At 68.6% G+C, this 18,921-nt stretch carries 11 protein-coding genes and 1 pseudogene; 5 read left to right on the top strand and 7 right to left on the bottom strand.

All coding sequences use genetic code 11. The annotated features are described in order from the left end of the window. Window positions 1-26: 26 nt before the first annotated feature. The 4 genes from ACM9NP_RS02740 to deoC all read right to left on the bottom strand — a co-directional run bounded on the left by ACM9NP_RS02740 (window position 27) and on the right by deoC (window position 4,200). Window positions 27-899 (bottom strand): DNA primase, encoded by an 873-nt coding sequence (locus ACM9NP_RS02740; RefSeq protein ID WP_415644949.1) that lies wholly within the window; start codon window positions 897-899, stop codon window positions 27-29. A gap of 91 nt (window positions 900-990) precedes the next feature. Continuing rightward, complete coding sequence (locus ACM9NP_RS02745; RefSeq protein WP_415644950.1) at window positions 991-1,854, bottom strand: aldehyde dehydrogenase family protein; 864 nt, start codon at window positions 1,852-1,854, stop codon at window positions 991-993. Then, the gene (locus ACM9NP_RS02750; protein ID WP_415644951.1) at window positions 1,847-3,277 is read right to left on the bottom strand and encodes an aldehyde dehydrogenase family protein; all 1,431 of its coding nucleotides are present in this window, start codon (window positions 3,275-3,277) and stop codon (window positions 1,847-1,849) included. The genes ACM9NP_RS02745 and ACM9NP_RS02750 overlap by 8 nt, the downstream gene beginning before the upstream one ends. Beyond that, window positions 3,277-4,200 (bottom strand): deoxyribose-phosphate aldolase, encoded by a 924-nt coding sequence (gene deoC / locus ACM9NP_RS02755; protein WP_415644952.1) that lies wholly within the window; start codon window positions 4,198-4,200, stop codon window positions 3,277-3,279. The genes ACM9NP_RS02750 and deoC overlap by 1 nt, the downstream gene beginning before the upstream one ends. A 171-nt stretch (window positions 4,201-4,371) precedes the next feature. Here deoC and upp point away from each other — a divergent pair, with 171 nt between their 5' ends. The 4 genes from upp (at window position 4,372) to ACM9NP_RS02775 (ending at window position 12,732) form a co-directional block, all read left to right on the top strand. Next, complete coding sequence (gene upp, locus ACM9NP_RS02760; protein ID WP_415644953.1) at window positions 4,372-5,004, top strand: uracil phosphoribosyltransferase; 633 nt, start codon at window positions 4,372-4,374, stop codon at window positions 5,002-5,004. 146 nt (window positions 5,005-5,150) lie between these two features. After that, on the top strand, window positions 5,151-7,031 hold the full coding sequence (locus ACM9NP_RS02765; protein ID WP_415644954.1) for a glycosyltransferase: 1,881 nt from the start codon (window positions 5,151-5,153) through the stop codon (window positions 7,029-7,031). A gap of 241 nt (window positions 7,032-7,272) precedes the next feature. Continuing rightward, on the top strand, window positions 7,273-10,758 hold the full coding sequence (locus ACM9NP_RS02770) for a bifunctional glycosyltransferase/CDP-glycerol:glycerophosphate glycerophosphotransferase (protein ID WP_415644955.1): 3,486 nt from the start codon (window positions 7,273-7,275) through the stop codon (window positions 10,756-10,758). A 3-nt stretch (window positions 10,759-10,761) separates the two neighbouring features. Further along, on the top strand, window positions 10,762-12,732 hold the full coding sequence (locus ACM9NP_RS02775; RefSeq protein WP_415644956.1) for a tetratricopeptide repeat protein: 1,971 nt from the start codon (window positions 10,762-10,764) through the stop codon (window positions 12,730-12,732). Between the two features lie 139 nt (window positions 12,733-12,871). On the opposite strand, the pseudogene ACM9NP_RS02780 reads toward ACM9NP_RS02775, so the two are convergent. The 3 genes and pseudogenes from ACM9NP_RS02780 to ACM9NP_RS02790 form a co-directional block, all read right to left on the bottom strand. After that, window positions 12,872-13,209 (bottom strand): annotated as a pseudogene (locus ACM9NP_RS02780) (glyoxalase superfamily protein). 190 nt (window positions 13,210-13,399) lie between these two features. After that, on the bottom strand, window positions 13,400-15,082 hold the full coding sequence (locus ACM9NP_RS02785; RefSeq protein ID WP_415644957.1) for a phospho-sugar mutase: 1,683 nt from the start codon (window positions 15,080-15,082) through the stop codon (window positions 13,400-13,402). A gap of 215 nt (window positions 15,083-15,297) precedes the next feature. Beyond that, the gene (locus tag ACM9NP_RS02790; protein ID WP_415644958.1) at window positions 15,298-17,088 is read right to left on the bottom strand and encodes a serine/threonine protein kinase; all 1,791 of its coding nucleotides are present in this window, start codon (window positions 17,086-17,088) and stop codon (window positions 15,298-15,300) included. 222 nt (window positions 17,089-17,310) lie between these two features. Between ACM9NP_RS02790 and ACM9NP_RS02795 the strand changes: the two genes are divergently transcribed. Then, a complete protein-coding gene (locus tag ACM9NP_RS02795; protein ID WP_415644959.1) occupies window positions 17,311-18,891 on the top strand; it encodes an acyl-CoA mutase large subunit family protein in 1,581 nt (526 codons plus the stop codon). Window positions 18,892-18,921 lie beyond the last annotated feature (30 nt).

Genomic DNA, 18,921 nt, shown 5'->3' on the forward strand with positions numbered 1-18,921 from the left:
CTAGCAACGATGATGTCGCATAGGCGCTACTTCCGCCAATCCACCTTCTCGCTGATCTTCGAGACGATTCCGCGCCACGCCAGTGACGTCTGCTGTTCCCCGATCTTGCGGACCTTGCGCTTCGCGAACGTGGCCCGCAGGCCGCCATCGGCGATGGTCCGCATCGTGTTGTCCAGGCTGTCCAGAGGAGAACCCTCGGAGAGCGTCGCCATCACCGTCGGCAGCCGCAGGGCGTAGCCGAGGTCGCGCGCGAGTTCGCCCGCGCTGACGAGCAGCTCCGGTTCCCACGTGTCGTGGCCGCCGCGTAGGTTCTTCACGACGAGGTCGAGTTCGTACGTGTCGTCCTCGGTCGCCACGACGTAGGACGGCTTGATGTCCTTGACGAGTTCGTCCCACGTGTCGATCGAACGCAGCGCGTTCGGAGCGTCGGACTTCACGAACTCCACGAGTGCTTCGGCCGTTGTGAACAGCGGCAGACGGCCCTTGTGGCTCAAGAAGATCGGGATTTCCTCGACGAGCTCTTCTTCCTCGTCGTCTTCGTCGTCCTTCGAATCCGAGTCGTCGTCCTTGTCGTCGGACTCCTCGTCTTCGTCCTCGTCGTCCTCTACGTCGGAGTCGTCCCCGTCCTCATCGCGGGTCTCGGGCTCCTCGGTCTCGGGTTCCTCCACCGACTCCTCGTCGATCTCGTCCGCTTCGACCTCATCGGACAAGCGATAGGCGCGCAGGGTGAGTCCGACGCCCTTCGGCATCGCGATTTCAACCGGCTCAACGCGAACCCGCCGCCAGAACTGGTCGGCGGTCGAGCTGCGCTCGGCGGTCCTGGCGTCAGCGTCCAACGCGTCGATCTCGGCGTCGGTGGACTTGTCGTCCTTGTCGGGCGCCTGGCTGTGCCGTCCCACAGCGGCCTCCATGTCCTCATACAGCGGTCAGGGTCGGCATAGAGCTTATGGTGTCGATCTCCTCGGCCACGCGTGGCCTCCACCGACACGTTCACACTCCGGCCGGGTGCCAGACGGTCTTGATCTCGACGAAACGCCGCAGCCGGTCGAGGCCGGGTGCGCGGGTCGCGTCAAAGGACTGTGGACGGACGACGCGTGTCAGGGTGTCCGCTGCCGCGACCTCGGCCTTGGTGGCCACGTCGGTGTCGGTCACTCCGCAAAGGTCGATGGTGTTGACATCCGCGTGCGACGCCAGCCACGGCACCAGTTCCGCCTGGTATCCACTGAGGATGTTGACGACGCCGCCCGGAACATCCGATGTGGCGAGTGCTTCGGCAAAGGTGATCGCGGGCAAGGGATGCGACTCGGACGCGATGACGACGACGGTGTTTCCCGACACGATCGCCGGTGCGATCGTGTCGACCAGCCCGAGGAGGCAGTCGTGGTCGGGCGCGACCATGGCGACGACACCGACGGGTTCCGGCGTCGACAGGTTGAAGAACGGACCGGCGACGGGGTTCGCCCCGCCCAGGACGGACGCGAGCTTGTCGGTCCACCCCGCGTACCAGACCAGGCGGTCGACGGCCGCGTCCACCTGCGCGCCGGCGGCCTTCATGCTGCCCCCGACCGCGTCGCGGATCTCGCTCGCGAACTGCGCCCGACGTCCCTCCACCATCTCCGCCATCCGGTAGATGATCTGGCCACGCAGGTAGGGCGTGGCGCCCGCCCAGCCACGCTGAGCGGAGCGCGCGGCCCCGACCGCGTCCCGAACGTCCTTTCGGGACGCCCGGGCGGCGTTGGCGAGCAGTCCACCGTCCGACGCGTTCACCTGGTAGGTCCTCCCCGATTCGCTGCGCGGAAACTTCCCGCCGATGTACAGCTTGTACGTCTTGCGCACCGTCAACCGATCAGACATCGAGATAACCCTCCAAACCATGGCGGCCACCCTCACGGCCGTAACCGGATTCCTTCAACCCACCGAACGGTGACGTCGCGTCGAACTTGTTGAACGTGTTCGCCCAGACGACGCCGGCCTTGAGCTGGTTGGCCGCCCACAGGATGCGCGAACCCTTCTCCGTCCACACTCCCGCGCTCAGACCGTACGGCGTGTTGTTCGCCTTCGTGATCGCCTCGTCGGGCGTGCGGAACGTCAGCACCGAGAGCACCGGCCCGAAGATCTCCTCGCGCGCGATGCGGTGCGACTGCTGCACGTCGGTGAACACCGTCGGCGCGAACCAGTAGCCGGTGTCCGGAAGCGGACAGTCGGCCGTCCACATGTTCGCGCCCTCGTCGGCGCCCGAACGGGTCAGCTCGCGGATGCGCTGCAACTGCTCGGCGGAGTTGATCGCGCCGATGTCGGTGTTCTTGTCGAGCGGGTCGCCGAGCCGCAGCGTTCCGATGCGGCGCTTCAGCTTCGTCAGGACCTCGTCGGCGACCGACTCCTCGACGAGCAGCCGCGAACCGGCGCAGCACACGTGACCCTGGTTGAAGAAGATCCCGTTGACGATGCCCTCGACGGCCTGGTCGATCGCGGCGTCCGCGAAGACGATGTTGGCGGCCTTGCCACCCAGCTCCAGACTGAGGCGCTTGCCGGTGCCCGCGACCGCCTTCGCGATGAGACGACCCACCGCCGTCGAACCCGTGAACGCGACCTTGTCGACGTCCCCATGGGACACGACGGCGCGCCCGGTCTCACCCGCGCCCGTCACGATGTTGACGACGCCCGGCGGCAGGTCCGCCTCCTGGCAGATCTCGGCGAACGCGAGGGCCGTCAGGGGCGTCGTCTCGGCCGGTTTCAGCACGACCGTGTTCCCGCACGCGAGCGCGGGCGCGATCTTCCACGCCAGCATCAGCAGTGGGAAGTTCCATGGAATGACCTGGCCCGCCACGCCGAGCGGGCGCGGGGTCGGGCCGAATCCGGCATGGTCGAGTTTGTCGGCCCAACCGGCGTTGTAGAAGAAGTGCGCCGCGACCAGCGGCAGGTCCACATCGCGGGTCTCCTTGATGGGCTTGCCATTGTCGATCGATTCGAGGACGGCCAACTCTCGCGAGCGCTCGGCGATGATCCGCGCGATCCGGTACAGGTATTTCGCGCGCTCGGAGCCCGGCATGGGGCCCCACACCGTGTCGTAGGCGCGGCGGGCGGCCGCGACGGCGGCGTCCACGTCCTCGGAGGAGGCGTCGGCGATCTCGGCGAGGGTCTCCTCCGTCGCGGGGTTGACGGACTTGAACGCCTCACCACCCTTGGGGTCGACGAACTCGCCGTTGATGAACAAGCCGTAGGACGGTTTGATGTCAACGATGTCGCGGGATTCGGGTGCGGGTGCGTATTCGAACATCAGTCAACCGTCACGTAGTCGGGGCCGGAGTAGTGGCCGGTGGTCAGTTTCTGCCGCTGCATGAGCAGGTCGTTGAGGAGGCTGGACGCCCCGAACCGGAACAGGTCCGGCGTCAGCCAGTCGTCTCCCGCGGTCTCCTTCACGACGACGAGGTACTTCATCGCGTCCTTTGTGGTACGGATTCCGCCGGCGGGTTTCACGCCGATGACGCGCCCCGTCTCGTCACGGAAGTCGCGCACGGCCTGGAGCATCAGCAGGGTCACCGGCAGCGTCGCGGCGGGGGCGACCTTCCCCGTGGAGGTCTTGATGAAGTCGGCGCCCGCGTACATCGCCAGCCACGACGCGACCCGCACGTTGTCGTACGTCGCGAGTTCGCCCGTCTCCAGGATCACCTTCAGGTGCGCGTCACCGCACGCCCGCTTGATCGCGACGATCTCGTCGTACACGACGTCGAGCCGACCGGACAGGAACGCGCCGCGGTTGATCACCATGTCGATCTCGTCGGCGCCCGCCGCGACGGCCGCCTCGGTGTCGGCGATCTTGACGTCCATCGGAACTTGACCGGACGGGAAGCCCGTCGCGACGCTCGCGAGGTGCACCCCGGATCCGGCGAGCGCTTCGGCGGCGGTCGGGACCATCGACGGGTACACGCACACGGCCGCGACGGACGGGCAGTCGGGTGAGCTGGGGTCGGGTCGCTTCGCCTTGGCGCACAACGATCGCACCTTGCCCGGGGTGTCGGCACCCTCCAGGGTCGTCAGGTCGACCATCCGGATCGCGGTGTCGATGGCCCACGCCTTGGCGGTCGTCTTGATCGACCGGGTGGCGAGGCTCGCGGCGCGTTGCTCCAACCCGACCTGATCGACGCCGGGGAGGCCCCGCAGCCGGGCGGCGAGCCCGTCGGCGGCAAGTAGAGAGGTCATGCGAGGGAGTCTAGAGGCTGCCGTGCGTCGCTACTGAAGGCCCGTTTGGGCAGCTCGCCCGCTTCGTCGTTCGACGGCCCCACGACGCACCGCGACGAACGAAACACCCGGTCACGGCACCCGGCTCGGTGCCCGTCGCGTCGAGGTGACCGGGCGGTAGGCTGAGTGCTCGTGGATGTAAACGTCGTAGATCACCCCCTCGCCGCTTCCCGTCTGACGGTCATGCGCGACCACGCCAGCGACTCGGGCACCTTCCGGGCCGCTCTGCGCGAGCTGACGACCCTGCTCGTGTACGAGGCCACCCGAGACATCGAGATCACCCGATTCCCGATCACGACGCCCGTCACCGAGACGACGGGTGTCCGCTTGGCGAACCCGCCGTTGCTGGTGCCCGTCCTGCGGGCCGGTCTCGGTATGGCCGATGCGGCGCACGCGCTACTTCCGGAGGCGACGATGGGTTTCGTCGGTCTCGCCCGTGACGAGGAGACGCACCTGCCGCGCGCCTACATGGAGTCGCTGCCGGAGGACCTGACGGGCCGCCACGTGATCGTGCTCGACCCGATGGTGGCGACGGGCGGTTCGCTCGTCCGTTGTTGCGAGATGATCGCCGAACGCGGCTGCACCGACATCGACGTCGTGTGCGTGCTCGCCGCCCCGGACGGTGTCGAGAAGCTGAGCGCCTCGGGTCTGCCGCTGCGGGTCACGACCGCGTCCGTCGATATCGGACTCAACGACGCGGCGTTCATCGTTCCCGGGCTCGGTGACGCCGGCGATCGTCAGTTCGGCGAGTACCGGCGCTTCTGACGCCATCGGTCGCCCACAGCAGGTTTCGCGCGGTCGGGCACTTCGTCATGGGTGTCCGGCCGTCGCCATTCCATCGCGACGCCACCCACGGTGATGGATCTATCGCAAGGCGTTGAGTAGCATCACCCTTTGTGAATCCTCCTGTAGTGAGCGTGATCATCGCGGTCGACGATCCGGTCGACTGGTCGCCCCTCGGTATCGAGTCGGTGCTGGACCAGCGGCTGCACGCCGGGGAACTGGAGGTCATCGCGGTCGCGTCCGGAGCCGCCGCGTCGATGGTCGAGGACGTCGCCCGATCCCGACGCGGTGTGCGGGTCGTCGCCGGTCAACCGGGCGGTGGCGCGGCCGTCGCGAACGCCGGCATCGATCACGCGCGCGGACGCTACCTGTACTTCATGGACCCGGGGGACCGACTGCACCCCGATCACCTGCCGAGACTCGTCGTGCTCGCGGAGCGCACGAAGGCCGACGTCGTCGTACCGGTTTCGGCGGGCGAGGACTGCGGTTTCCGCCGTCCCCCGTCCGACCGTGAACGGGTCGGGCTGTTCGACTCGTCGGTGTACGACGACCTGGGATCGTCGAAGCTGTTCCGGCGGGGTTTCCTTGCGGATTGGGGGCTGCGGTTCGGTTCGGGCGATCGGGTCATCGGCGGGCGGGCGTTCGTCGCGCACACACTCGTTCATGCCCGCACCGTCTCGATCGCCTCTGGTTTGGAGGCCGTCGCGGGGGCGCGACCGCGTTCGACGCGCCGTGGCGGGGATCCGGCCGAGGCGGTCACGGAGGTCGACAAGCTGGCCCTGTTCCTGGCGCAGCATTTCGAGCCGGGGGAACGCCGGGATCGTCTGATCCGCCGCCATGTCGAGGTGGAGGTCGTGTCGGAGGCGATCGCGGGCTCGTGGCTCGACGCCGACGAGCCGTTGCGAGCCCGGTTGTCGGAGACCGCCGGAGCGTTTCTGCGGCGCTGGCTGACGCCGGGGGTGATGGCCGCGTTGCCGCCGACGCACCGACTCATCGCACACGCCGTCATGAAGGGTGACGGGGAGGCGGTTCGGGAGCTGGTTCGCCAGTACCGATCGCAGGCGACCCCCGAGGTCCTCGTCGAGAGCGGCCGAGTGTTCGCCGTGCTGCCGTACTTCCGCGCGGGGGCCGACTTTCCCGACGAACTGTACGACGTGACGGCCTCGCTGAGCCCCCGGCACGGCATGTCGGTCGCCCAACTCGACGGCGACGTGCTCCGCTTGGCCGGTTTCGCGTACCTGCCCTGTCTCGACGCGACCGATCAGACCGTGACGGTCCTGGTGCGGTCGGCGGACGGCGGGTTGTTGCGGCGAATCCCCGCAGAGTGGACGTCCACACCGGACCTGACGGTGCGGCACGGGTACGGTCGTTACGACTATTCGCGGGCCGGTTTCGCGGCGGCGATCGACGTGGCGGCGATCGCGCGCGCGCATCGCGACGATGCGGGTCCGTTGCGTCTCGACATCGAGGTCGCCGTGTCGGGTGTGGTGGCGAGCGCGCCGTTGGGCACGCGGCGGGTGCGCGGCCTGTGCCTGCCGCGGTCGAGTCGACTGGTCGGGGCGGCCGACGGCGCGGCGGTGGTGCGTACGGGTGAGGCGGACGACGGGGCGTTGCGGCTGGACGTTTCGCGCGGGCTCGCCGACAGGGTCGCGGTCCTCGTCTCGCGGGAGGCCACGAGCACCGGTCTGACGCTGACGGTGCGGGGCGATCTGGTGAATCTCCCGCACGGCGTGATCGGGGAGGTCGCGTTGATCGGCGGCGACACGACCCGTCACGTTCCGGCGCTGTTGGAACGCGGAGACACCGGCTATCTGCTCACCGCGAAGCTGCCTCCGCCGCGGTTGTTCCTCGGTCGGGGCGTGTGGCGGCTGGGTGTGCGGTTCCGGTGGGCCGACGGCGAGGTCGTGTCCCCGATCCGTGGGACGGACGACACGGTCGTCACGATGATCGGCCGCCCCTCGATCGCGGCGCTGTTGGCGCGCATCACCGGTCGGGCCGTCGAGTCGTAGCGGTCGGGCCGTCAGTCACGCTTTTCCGAATACGTCGCCACGCATTGTCACGTACTGTCGGTGGGAAGCTGTCGGCGTCATCGATGGATTCGAAGCGCGTCGCTGGTGTGGTCGCCGTCGGGTCTTTTGAACACATCGGATAGTGCCGTCTCGGAGGTGCCGTCAGGGGTGCCTCGGGCCCCGCGTCGGGGGACGGCCATGACGTGAAGAGCACAAGTGCGGTGTCGCTGGGGAGGTCGTCGTGAATGGTGCTGCGCGCGAACCACGGTTGAGCGTGATCGTCCCGATCTACAACGTCGAGAGGTATCTCGACGAGTGCCTGGAGTCGGTCGCGTCCGTCGACTATGACAACTTCGAGGCGATCCTCGTCGACGACGGTTCGACCGACACGTCGTCCGAGATCGCTCGACGTTGGTGCGACCGGGACCCGCGCTTCCAGTTGATCACCCAGGAGAACGCCGGGCTGGGCGCTGCGCGCAACGTCGGGGCCGATCTGGCCTCCGGCGAGTACCTCGTGTTCCTCGACAGCGACGACGTCGTCCCGTCCGGCGCCTGGCGCGCGATGGTCGACTCCCTCGACGAGACCGGCTCGGACTTCGCGACCGGAAACGTCCACCGGTTCGACTCGGGCCGCACCTGGCAGGCCCCGATGTACCGGGGCCTCATGAACGCGCCCCGGCTGTCGACGCACGTCACCCGCGATCACGATCTGCTCAAGGATCACCTGGCGCCGAACAAGGTCTGGCGATCGTCGTTCTGGCGCGACGCGGACCTGAAGTTCCCGACCGGCGTGTTGTACGAGGACGTCCCGACGATCATTCCCGCGCACGTCCAGGCGGGCGCGGTCGACGTTCTGTCCATAGTGTCGTCAATGTGGCGGGTCCGGGATCGGGGCGACCTGTCGATCACTCAGGCGAGGCGTTCCGACCCCCGTCAGATCCACGACCGGGTCGAGGCGCTGCTGTCGAACTCCCGCTTCATCGCCCAAACGGCGGGGGAGGAGCTCAAGACCGACTACGACATGCTCGCCCTGTCCCGTGACCTGCGGATATTCGTCGACCTGTACCCCGATGTGGACGAGGCGTATCGGAAGGAGCTGTCGGCGGCGACCGCCCGGTTCCTGTCCGAGGCGTCGCGGGACGCCGTTCGCCGCATCAGCGCCGATGCTCGGCTCGCGCTGGTCCTCCTCAGCCAGGGCGCCGGGTACGAACTGGAGGAACTACTGCGCGCAAAACGCGCCAAGACCCTCCGTTTCACTCCCGTCGTGGTCTCCGGAGACACGGTCGTCCTCGACGCCCCGGCGCGCCGTTCCGGCGTCGTCGATATTCCCGACGTCGTGGTCGACGTCGCGGACGAGCTCGGCCTCGTTTCGAGGATCAGCGATGTCCGGCTCGTCAAGGGCCGCCTCGAAATCGACGGGTGGGCCTACATCGATCGCTTGCACGGTTCCGGGGTCACCGGTGAACCGGCCCGGATCTGGCTCGAGAGCGACGGCACCTGGATCGACGCGAAGATGACGCCCCGCGTCGAACCCCTCGCCGACGCGCTCGCCACGCCGCCCGCCCGCGACTGCGCCGCGACCGGCTTCACCGCCTCGATCCCGCTCCGTCGCCTCCGCCGCGCATGGCGCTGGAGCAAACGCACCTGGCGCGTGATGATCGCCGCCGGATGCGGCCCCATCACCCGCAGCGGCCCCGTCACCCGGCCGTTGCCGGGCCCGGCGCAGCGCCCCCTCCAGACCCCGCTCGGCGGTGGCTGGTGGTTCCGCCTCTGGTGGGAGGGCGGCGAACTGCGCTGCGGATCCCAATTGGAACCGGCACTACTGTCCAGCGCCGAAGTCGACGGCGACCAACTCGCTCTGCGCCTCGACACACCCGAGCCGCTATCAGCCGAAGCCGAGATCCAACTGCGCAAGCGCAACCGCAAGAAGTACACGGCGCTGCCGGTGTCCCGCGACTGCGACGGCGCCGTCTGCCATATCGACCTCGCCGCGGTCTACGCGCCAGGCGAACCACCCGAAACCGACGCGGACACGCCGCCGGCGAACTGGGAACTGTTCCTCAAACCCGGCGCCGACGCACCCGCTCGGCGACTGCTCACCGCGCCGGACCACGTCACGAAGCCACTGTCCGTCGGCGCCCACGAGCTGCGGGTCTGGCGCGGCCCCAACGCGGGCGCCCGACTCCGGCACGGACCCGCGCTGGCGAGCCTCGCCGACGTCGCCGTCGAAGCCGACGCGACCGTCACTATGACGATCCACTATGAACACATCGAGCGGGCGCGGGCGCTGCTCCTCTCCGCCCGTCGACGCACCGAACAGCACCGCTTCGACGTCACCGTCGACGGCGACCGGCTCACCGCCGTCCTCCCGCTGTCGACCCTCGACCGCTTCGGCGACACCGTTCCCATCCGCGCCGGTGTGTGGGACGTGCGGCTGATCACCGCCGACGGGGACGTCCCCGTCACCGTCGACAACGCCGAGACGACCGGCCTTCCGATCGACACGACCCATGCCGACCGCCGGTACACCGTCACCGATGTCAAGGGCCGCAACCTCGTCATCGACGTCGGCTCCGACCTCGACGTCACCGAGACGGGCACCGCCAACCAATACTGGCTGCGCACCGAGTACTACCCGAGCGCGCGCGGCCCGATCCGGCCCGCCGTCCTTTACGAGTCCTACCTCGGAAAGCAGTACTCCGACAGCCCGGCCCGCGTCTTCGAGTCTGTTATGGAACACCGCGACGACCTCGAACACCTGTGGGTGGTCCGAGACCAGCAGTTCACCGTCCCCGCCGGGGCCACCGCCGTCCCGTACCGCAGCGCCCGTTACTACGAGGCTCTCGCCACATCGCGGTACATCGTCACGAACGGCCACCTGCCGCCGGTGTTCGCCAAGTCCGCGGGCCAGACCGTCGTCCAGACCTGGCACGGCGTCGGAACGAAGAAGATCGGGCTCGACATCGACCGGATCGCGTTCGCCAACCAGGGTTACAAGGACACCATCGCGACCGAGTCGGCACAGTGGGACTACCTGGTGGCGCCCGGCCCCTTCGCCTCGTCGATTCTGGAGCGAGCCTTCTCCTACAACGGTGTCACTCTCGACACCGGGGCGCCCCGCAACGACGTCTTCCGCGCGCCGGATGTCGCCGACCGCGCGGCGCTCGTCCGGGAGCGGCTCGGTGTCGACGACGGCCGCACCATCGTGCTGTACGCGCCGACGTGGCGTGACAACGCGCATCGCGGTGGTCGCTACCAGCTCGACCTGCGCGTCGACCTCGCCGAGATCGCCGACCGACTCGGGGACGACCACGTCCTGGTATTCCGCGGCCACGCCAACATCGCCGACCGGCTCGGCGTGTCAAGCGGCGTCATTGACGCCACCGATTACCCTGACGCTCAGGATCTCCTGCTGGCGACGGACATCCTCGTCACCGACTACTCGACGATCATGTGCGACTTCGCCAACACCGGGCGGCCCATGCTGTTCTACGCGTACGACCTCGACAACTACCGTGACATCCTGCGTGACTTCTACTTTGACTACGAGTCCACCGTGCCGGGCCCCATCCTCGACAACGAGGCGGATCTCGCTCGAGCCGTCCACAATGCGCAGGCCCTGCACGCCAACCACGCCGAGGAGTACAAGCGTTTCGTCAATCGCTTCTGCCCATGGGATGACGGCGAGGCAACCGCGCGCGTCGTCAGCGCCGTCTTCTGGGAGTAATCGATGAGGGGCCGGCCCCGTCGCGCCGTCAGTCACGCCATGCGTCGCCTCGGCGGCGCATGGCATCGGTTCAGAGCCGGTCGCATCGCGGAGAAGTGTTATCGCACGGCGCTAGCGCTCGATCCGAGCAACATGGTCGCCGTCCGACGTTCCGCCGAGGCCCGCCAGAAACTCTACGACCTCTCGGGAGCCGTCGACGTCTACAGTCGAGCGATCCGGGTCGGCGCGCGGCTCAGCAACCGGGATCTCGCCGACTGTCTTCGTCGGCGCGCGGCTCTCTCGGGCCGCCTCGGCGACTGGGCCGAGGCCGCGGAGGACTATCGCCGCGCGCTCCGGCTCGAACCCTCGAACGTGGACGTGATGCGGTTCCTCACGATGGCCCTGGAACGCTCCGGCGACACCCACGGCGCGATCGCCGTCGCTCGCGCGGCGAGAGCGCATTTCCCCGCCAGCGATCGCTTGGCACGATGGCTCGCGAACGCGCTCGGCGAAGTGGGGGACTGGCACGGCGCGTTGCGACTGAGCCGGGAACTGACCGAGTCGCAGCCCGGCGACCTCGGGTATCGGACGGGCTTGGCGGCGATCGCCGCGCGTGCCGCCGAAGTCCCGTTCGCATACGAGGACGGCGAATACGTTCTATCGACCGCCGAGGAGCGACGTGAATGGTTCGACATGGCGGTCGGCGCGCTGAACCGTGTCGTGTCGGCGGCCCCGTCGCGGGTGCGTGACCTGTTCATGTTGGGGACGCTGTACGAACGCGATGGACGGGCGGTCGACGCCGCCGAGCGTTACACGCGGGCCCTCGACGGACTGCGCCAGGTCGACGCGGCATGGACCCACCGGGCGAACCTGGCGTGGCGCTTCCGTCTCGACTACGTGAGCCACCGGCTGGGTGAGGACCGGGAGACCGTCGACTCGCGCGTCGACCGGTCGGTGCGCGCCGACGCGGACGGGGAGGAGATCATCGCCGGATTCGTCGCCGCGACGATCGGGGACCATGGACTGTCCATTCAGGGCTTCGTGCTGCCGGACGGCCCGCGTGAGGTCGTCGTCGAATGTGACGGCGTCCCGCTGAAGACGTTGCCGGTGGACGAGGGGCGCGCGCTTCCGGGCTTCGGTTGGACGGTCCTGCACCCGGTCCTCGAACTGTTCCCGTCCACGTCCCGGTTGACCGTCCGCTGTGGTGAGACTGCGCTACTGAACACCGAGGGAGGCGCGTCGTTCACCGTGGAGGTGCCGGGAGGCGCGGGGAAGCTCGGTCGTCTGCTGGACGAGGGATACGCGGTCAACAAGAAGGGCCGACTGTCTCCGCCCGGGAGCGGTGACGGGCGGCTCGAAGCGGCGTGGCTGGGGGCGTACGAGGCGGCGCGTTCGGTGTTCCGTGAGCGGTTTGGGCGTGAACTTTTCGCGGTGTACGGGACGCTGCTGGGCGTGTGGCGCGACGGCGCGATCATCCGCGGTGACGACGACTTCGACGTCGCGTTCCTCTGCCGTGAAAGCGATCCGATGGCGGTACGCGGGGAGATCATGGACGTGATGCTCGGTGCGATCGAGGCGGGCTTCGACGTTCGCCTGGCCATAGACGGAAGGCCGTTCCATCTCGGCATCGACGGCGTCGGAATCGACGTCAACCCCGTATGGTTCCATAAGGGACGTTGTTGGTCCTTCGCGGCGCACAACTTGACACCCGCCGATTTCGAGCCGTGCGACTCGCGGACGATTCGGGGGGTAGAGGTGGCGGTTCCGCGCCGGCCGGAGGCGTTCCTGCGCGACACCTACGGCCCGGACTGGGGCACCCCGACCTCGGCATTTCGCTACTACCGCTCTTCCGAGGACCTGCGTGTGCTGCGACGGATCAGGCTGACTCGAGGCGAGGTGGAGGATCTGCGGGGTCGTGTCGGCCGGGAGACCGAGGGCGCCCCGGACGCCGGTCGCTTCCTCGGCCACGCCGATCCGAATCACCCGTCGTTCTAACGGGCGTCCCCCCATTGTGGTGCGAGGTAGGCGAACCGGGGTCCCGTGCCACGGGGACTCTTGCAGCACTGGCGGCCATCGAACTGGTCGCGCCGGCCACCGTCGCCGTGTCGCCGTCATCGCGACGTGGGCCCGCCAGTCAGGCCCTCGGGGTCCCGATGCGCAGCCGATTGCCGTCGGGATCACGCAGCTCCGTCTCCCGTGCCCACGGAGCCTCCTCCACGGGCACTCCGAAGGCGGCTGCCATCGAATCGACATCGGCAACCCTCAGATACACCAATGTGTCCGGTCGCGCGTCGCCGGTGTGTTCCGACAGGAACAGCCGCATTCGCCCGCGCGCGACCTCGACGAACGCGGGTAGACCCGGCTCGAAATGGTGCTCCCACTGCTTGACAAACCCGACCGTGAGTACCAGTCGACGGCGATCACGGCGTCCTTCACCCGCAGGACCGGGATCACTTCCTCTTCGGGCTCCATCCCGTCATCCTGTCAGCATGGCCGGATGATCGTCGTCGTCACTCGACCCGAAGTAAACGGTGGCCCTGAATCCGCTTGGTTGGGCAAAAGTTCCGCTTGGTTGGGCAAATTGCGAAAACAGGCGTGTTTTGAACATTTGCCCAACCAAGCGGGACGTTTAACCAACCAAGCGAACCGAGGGGTTCTCGGTCTAGAGACCGAGCGCCGCGCCGATCTCGGTCCGTAGCGCGGCGAGCGAGGCACGGGCCCGGTCGCGGGCGGCGGTGATGTCGTCGCCGTCGGCGTCGTTCGTGACGTGCTCGACCACCTCGAGGTACGCCTTCAGCTTCGGCTCGGTGCCGGACGGCCGGACGACCACGCGGGCGTGTTCGGTGTGGAGAGTCACGACGTCCGCGTGCGGTAGCAGATCGGTGTGCTCGACCACCGGGTCGTCGAGGAGCGACGTCGGCAGGTCGGACCGGAGCCGCGCCATGGCGTCGGAGATCTCGCGCAGGTCTTCCACCCTGATCGACAGCTGGTCGGTCGCGTGCACACCGAACTCGCGAGCCAGTTTGTCGAGCCTGTCTCCGAGCGTGTGCATCTCCGCCTTGAGCCCGGCGGCGAGCTCACAGGCAAGCAATGCCGCGCTGACTCCGTCCTTGTCGCGAACGTGATCGGGAGCGACGCAGTATCCGATCGCCTCCTCGTAACCGAAGGCCAGATCGGCCGCGGCTCGGACGATCCACTTGAAACCGGTGAGCGTCTCCGCGTAGTCGACGCCGCGAGCCTCACAGACGCGGCGCAGCATCGTCGACGACACGATCGTCGTCGCGTACGTCCCGCCGCGTCCCGATCGGATCAGGTGGTCGGCCAGCAGCACGCCCAGTTCGTCGCCGCGCAGCGCCCGCCATCGTCCGTCCGCGGTGGGAATGGCGACCGCGCAACGGTCGGCGTCGGGGTCGAGCGCGATCGCCAGGTCCGCGTCGGCGCTTCGAGCGAGGGCCAGCAGCAGGTCCATCGCGCCGGGCTCCTCGGGGTTCGGGAAGGCGACGGTCGGGAAGTCCGGGTCCGGCTCGGCCTGCTCCGGTACGAGCGTCGCGGGGGCGAAGCCCGCCCGGTCCATCGCCGCCAGCAGGACCGCGCCGCCGACACCGTGCATTGGGGTGGCGACAGTGGACAGTTCCTTGGGGTGGTCGGGGTCGACGACCCCGGCTACACCGGTCAGGTACGACTCGATCAGTTCCTCGCCGATGACCGTGGGAGCGGCGCCGAGCGGAATCTCCGTGAGGGGCCCGAGTGCGTCCATGCGCGCCTCGATCTCGCGGTCGACGGGGGAGACGATCTGCGCGCCCGCGCCGTCGACTCCGCCGAGCTCCTTGCCGAGGTACACCTTGTATCCGTTGTCGGCGGGCGGGTTGTGGCTGGCGGTCACCATGACGCCCGCCGCCGCGCCGAGCGCGCGGACGGCGTGAGCGAGCACCGGAGTGGGGAGCGGCCGGGGCAGAATGAGGGCGTCGCGACCGGTGCCGGTGACGACTCGCGCGGTCTCCTCGGCGAAGTCGGTGGAGCCGTGCCGGGCGTCGAAGCCGATGACGACGGGGCCGACGGCGCCCTTGTCGTCGAGCCACCCGGATAGACCCGCCGCCGCGGCGCGCACGACGGCGCGGTTCATCCCCATCGGACCGGCGCGGACGGGCCCGCGCAACCCCGCGGTGCCGAACGCGAGACGTCCGCCGAAGCGCTCGGTGAGCTCGGTGGTGCTGCGGGGCAGCGCGTCGAGGAGCCGGTAGAGCTCGTCTCGGCTGGCGGGGTCCGGGTCGTCGGTGATCCATTGCAGGACTGTGGCCCGCAAGGTGCTCAGGGACGGGTTCTCGGCGGCGGTCGACTCAGACATGGGGTCGATCCTCCCACAATGGTGCCGCCGGTCGCGGAATGGAAGGCGGTGCGATCCCGCGCCCCGGATGGATCCGATATGGACCGATGTTCGGCGGCGGGACCCGCGTGGACCGACCCCGATCTTCGGGCGGCCCGTCCGCGCCCGGGACCCGAAACGGGTGTGGGGGGCCGCCCNAAGGCGGCCCCACCAGGGAGTTCAGGGTGTCGCGGCCGTCACTCGCCGACGGCGAAGGTCGCGGCCGCCGTGTCGAAGTACGGCTTGCATTCGGCGAACTTCGCGTCCGGTACGGACATGTACACGTGGTACCCGACCTCGCCGTCGGTGACGATCGCCCACATTCCGTGCCGCAGGACGTCCTGTTTGTTGACGCCCTTGTATTCGAGCATCCAACCGTCCATTCCGGCGATGGTGATCTCCGTCAGCCCGACCTGCTCGTATTCCTTGAAGTCGTGCTTCTTGAGCCACTTGCCACCGCTGACGAGGGCGTTCTTCGGCGCGGTCTCCTTGGTGACGTTGAAGCGAAGCCACACCGAGCCGTCCTCCGGGTCGGAGATGTCGGTCTTGCCGTTGACGGCGGCCTTCCAACCCTTCGGGACCATCACGTTGAACTTGCCCGCCGGGTCGACGTACTTCTCGGCCTCGAACTCCGGGCTGTGCTCCGGTTCCTGCTCGTTGGTCGCCGTGTCGTCGGGATCCGTCGGAGGTTCGTTCGGACCCGAGAACATGTTGATGCCGAGGATGGTGATCAGCGCGAGGACGACGACGCCGATGCCGGCGCCGAGTAGGACGCCCACCTTGCTCTTCTTCGGTTCGGGACGCTCGGCGTATCCGGTGCTGGCGTAGCCGCCCGGACCACCGGGGCCCGACGGACCGTAGCCGTCGGCCGGACCGTACTGCCCTGGAGGGGTGAACGGCGCCGGTTCGGGTTGCCGATTCGACGGGCCGTACGGGGCGCCCGTCATCGGGTCGACCCGCGCGGGAGGCTGCTGATGCGGGAGCAGTTGGGTGGCTCCGGGTGGGATGGCCGGTTGCGGCGGGGCACCGTAGGCCCCCGCCGACGACGGAATGCCCGAGATCGGTCCGCCCGAGACCGGGCCACCGGACACCGGCGGCGCGGACGGGTCGTCGCTGAGCGGCCCGGACAGCAACGCCGTCAACGTGTTGCGCGTCGTCGCGGTCGTGTACCGCTTCGTCGGGTCCTTCTCCAGGAGCCCGCCCAGAAGCGGCGTCAGCACTCCCGCGTGCCGGGGAGCCTCAGGCTGGTCGTGGACGACCGCCTGCATCGTCGCGGTGGTGTCACCGCGGTCGAAGGGCGGACGGCCCTCGAGAGCCGCGTACAGCGTCACGCCGAGGGAGAACAGGTCGCTCGCCGGTTCCGCCTGCCCGCCGATGGCACGTTCCGGCGCGATGTAGTGCGCGGAACCGAGCACCATGCCCGGCGCGGTGTGGCCGGTCCCCGCCGTGCCCGCCGCGGCACCGAAGTCCGAGAGCACGCAACGCCCGTCGGAACTGATGAGAACGTTGCCGGGCTTGACGTCCCGGTGCAGGATCCCTGCCGCGTGCGCCGCCTCGAGCGCGCCCGTCAGGGCCAGCCCGATCTTCGCGACGACTCGCGCGGGCATGGGACCGCTGGACGAGATGATCGTCGCGAGGCTGCGCGCCTCCAACAGCTCCATGACGATCCACGGGCGGCCGCCCTCGTTGATGACGTCGAACACGCGCACCACCGACGGGTGGGACAGGCTGGCGGCGGCCTGCGCCTCGCGCAAGGTTCGTTCACAGCGTTGCTGTCGCTCGTCCGGGGGGAGCTCGGGCGGCAACGTCACCTCTTTGACGGCGACGTCACGGCGTAGCAGCCGGTCGTGCGCGCGCCAGACGGTGCCGTGTCCGCCATCACCGACGCGCTCGGTCAACTCGTAGCGGTCGGCGAGCACCGTTCCAGGCCTGGCCTGTTCATGGAAAGGCCGCCCCTGGGCGGTGGCGGCATCGGGCGGGAACGTCACTTGGGGGCCTCCTTCAACCGTCCTAGTGTGGCGCGTCGCCGCAACTTCGACGACTCCGGGGACCGCGTTTCACTTCCCGTACGCGTGACCGTGCGCTCCGATTCGTGACATTCGCGATGGTGTGGCGGCTTTCCCGCTCCGTGCACCGCCACGGCCTGCGGTGACGTCCGCCACGGTCGACCTTTGCGTCCATCCCCACCGCTTCGTACTTAAGATCGGTTCATGTCTGAGCGTCGCAGCGAGTCCGGTTTCGCGATCACCCCCGTCTACGGCCCCGAGGACGTGGCCGACGGTCTCGCCGATCGTCTCGGTGTCCCCGGCTCGTATCCGTACACGCGCGGGCCGTACCCGACGATGTACACGACGCGGCCGTGGACGATGCGCCAGTACGCCGGGTTCGGCACCGCGACCGAGTCGAACCGTCGCTACCACCAGCTGCTCGAGGCGGGCACGATGGGCCTTTCCGTCGCCTTCGACCTGCCGACGCAGATGGGCTACGACTCCGACGCCGCCATCGCGCACGGCGAGGTCGGCAAGGTCGGCGTCGCCATCGACTCCCTTGAGGACATGCGGACGCTGTTCTCGGGCATTCCGCTCGACAAGGTCTCGACGTCGATGACGATCAACGCGCCCGCGTCGCTGCTGTTGCTGCTCTACCAGCTCGTCGCCGAGGAACAGGGCGTCGATTCGGCGGCTCTGACCGGCACGATCCAGAACGACATCCTGAAGGAGTACATCGCGCGCGGCACCTACATCTTCCCGCCCGCGCCGTCGCTTCGCCTGGTCGCCGACACCTTCGCCTACTGCCGCACCGAGATTCCGAAGTGGAACACGATCTCCATCTCGGGCTATCACATGGCGGAGGCGGGCGCGACCCCCGTTCAGGAGATCGCCTTCACCCTCGCCGACGGCATCGAATACGTGCGCGCCGCGATCGACTCCGGTCTCGACGTCGACGAGTTCGCGCCCCGGCTCTCGTTCTTCTTCGTCGCTCGCACGACCTTCCTCGAAGAGGTCGCGAAGTTCCGCGCGGCCCGCCGGATCTGGGCGCGCGTCATGCGCGACGAGTTCGGCGCGAAGAACCCCAAGTCGCTGATGTTGCGTTTCCACACCCAGACGGCGGGCGTCCAACTCACCGCCCAACAACCCGAGGTCAACCTCGTCCGCGTCGCCGTCCAAGGACTCGGAGCGGTCCTCGGGGGCACGCAGTCCCTGCACACCAACTCCTTCGACGAGGCCATCGCGCTCCCCACGGAGAAGGCGGCGCGGCTCGCCCTGCGCACCCAGCAGGTCCTCGCGTACGAGACCGACGTGACCGCCACCGTCGACCCCTTCGCCGGTTCCTATGTGATCGAGGCGATGACCGACGAGATCGAGGCCGAGGCGAACACCCTCATCGAGCGGGTCTTCTCGTACGGCTCGGCCGTTCAGGCCATCGAAGCCGGGTTCCAGAAGAGCGAGATCGAGCAGGCCGCCTACCTCACGTCCCAACAGATCGACAGCGGTGAGCGCGTCGTCGTCGGCGTCAACAGGTTCACTGTGGATGTCGAGGAGCCTTACACGCCGCTCCGGGTCGACCCGAGCATCGAACAGGATCAACGCGACCGCCTGGAGAACCTGCGCGCCAAGCGCGACAACGCCGAGGTGACGGCCGCGCTCGACGCCGTCCGGCGAGCCGCCGAGGGCAGCGAGAACGTCCTGTATCCCGCCAAGCGGGCGCTCGCGGCGCTCGCGACCGTCGGTGAGGTCAGCGACGCATTGCGGGCCGTGTGGGGTTCGTACCGCCCTCCGGAGTCCTTCTGACGGGTCGATCGTCGGCGTCGAGATCACGAC

It is taken from the genome of Stackebrandtia soli (assembly GCF_965137155.1).
GTDB lineage: Bacteria > Actinomycetota > Actinomycetes > Mycobacteriales > Micromonosporaceae > Stackebrandtia > Stackebrandtia soli.

What these genes read in the sequence shown, in the direction of transcription:
- deoC (WP_415644952.1), bottom strand. Translation starts at nt 4,200, where the DNA reads ATGACCTCTCTACTTGCCGCCGACGGGCTCGCCGCCCGGCTGCGGGGC.
- ACM9NP_RS02745 (WP_415644950.1), bottom strand. Translation starts at nt 1,854, where the DNA reads ATGTCTGATCGGTTGACGGTGCGCAAGACGTACAAGCTGTACATCGGC.
- ACM9NP_RS02775 (WP_415644956.1), top strand. Translation starts at nt 10,762, where the DNA reads ATGAGGGGCCGGCCCCGTCGCGCCGTCAGTCACGCCATGCGTCGCCTC.
- ACM9NP_RS02795 (WP_415644959.1), top strand. Translation starts at nt 17,311, where the DNA reads ATGTCTGAGCGTCGCAGCGAGTCCGGTTTCGCGATCACCCCCGTCTAC.
- ACM9NP_RS02785 (WP_415644957.1), bottom strand. Translation starts at nt 15,082, where the DNA reads ATGTCTGAGTCGACCGCCGCCGAGAACCCGTCCCTGAGCACCTTGCGG.
- ACM9NP_RS02750 (WP_415644951.1), bottom strand. Translation starts at nt 3,277, where the DNA reads ATGTTCGAATACGCACCCGCACCCGAATCCCGCGACATCGTTGACATC.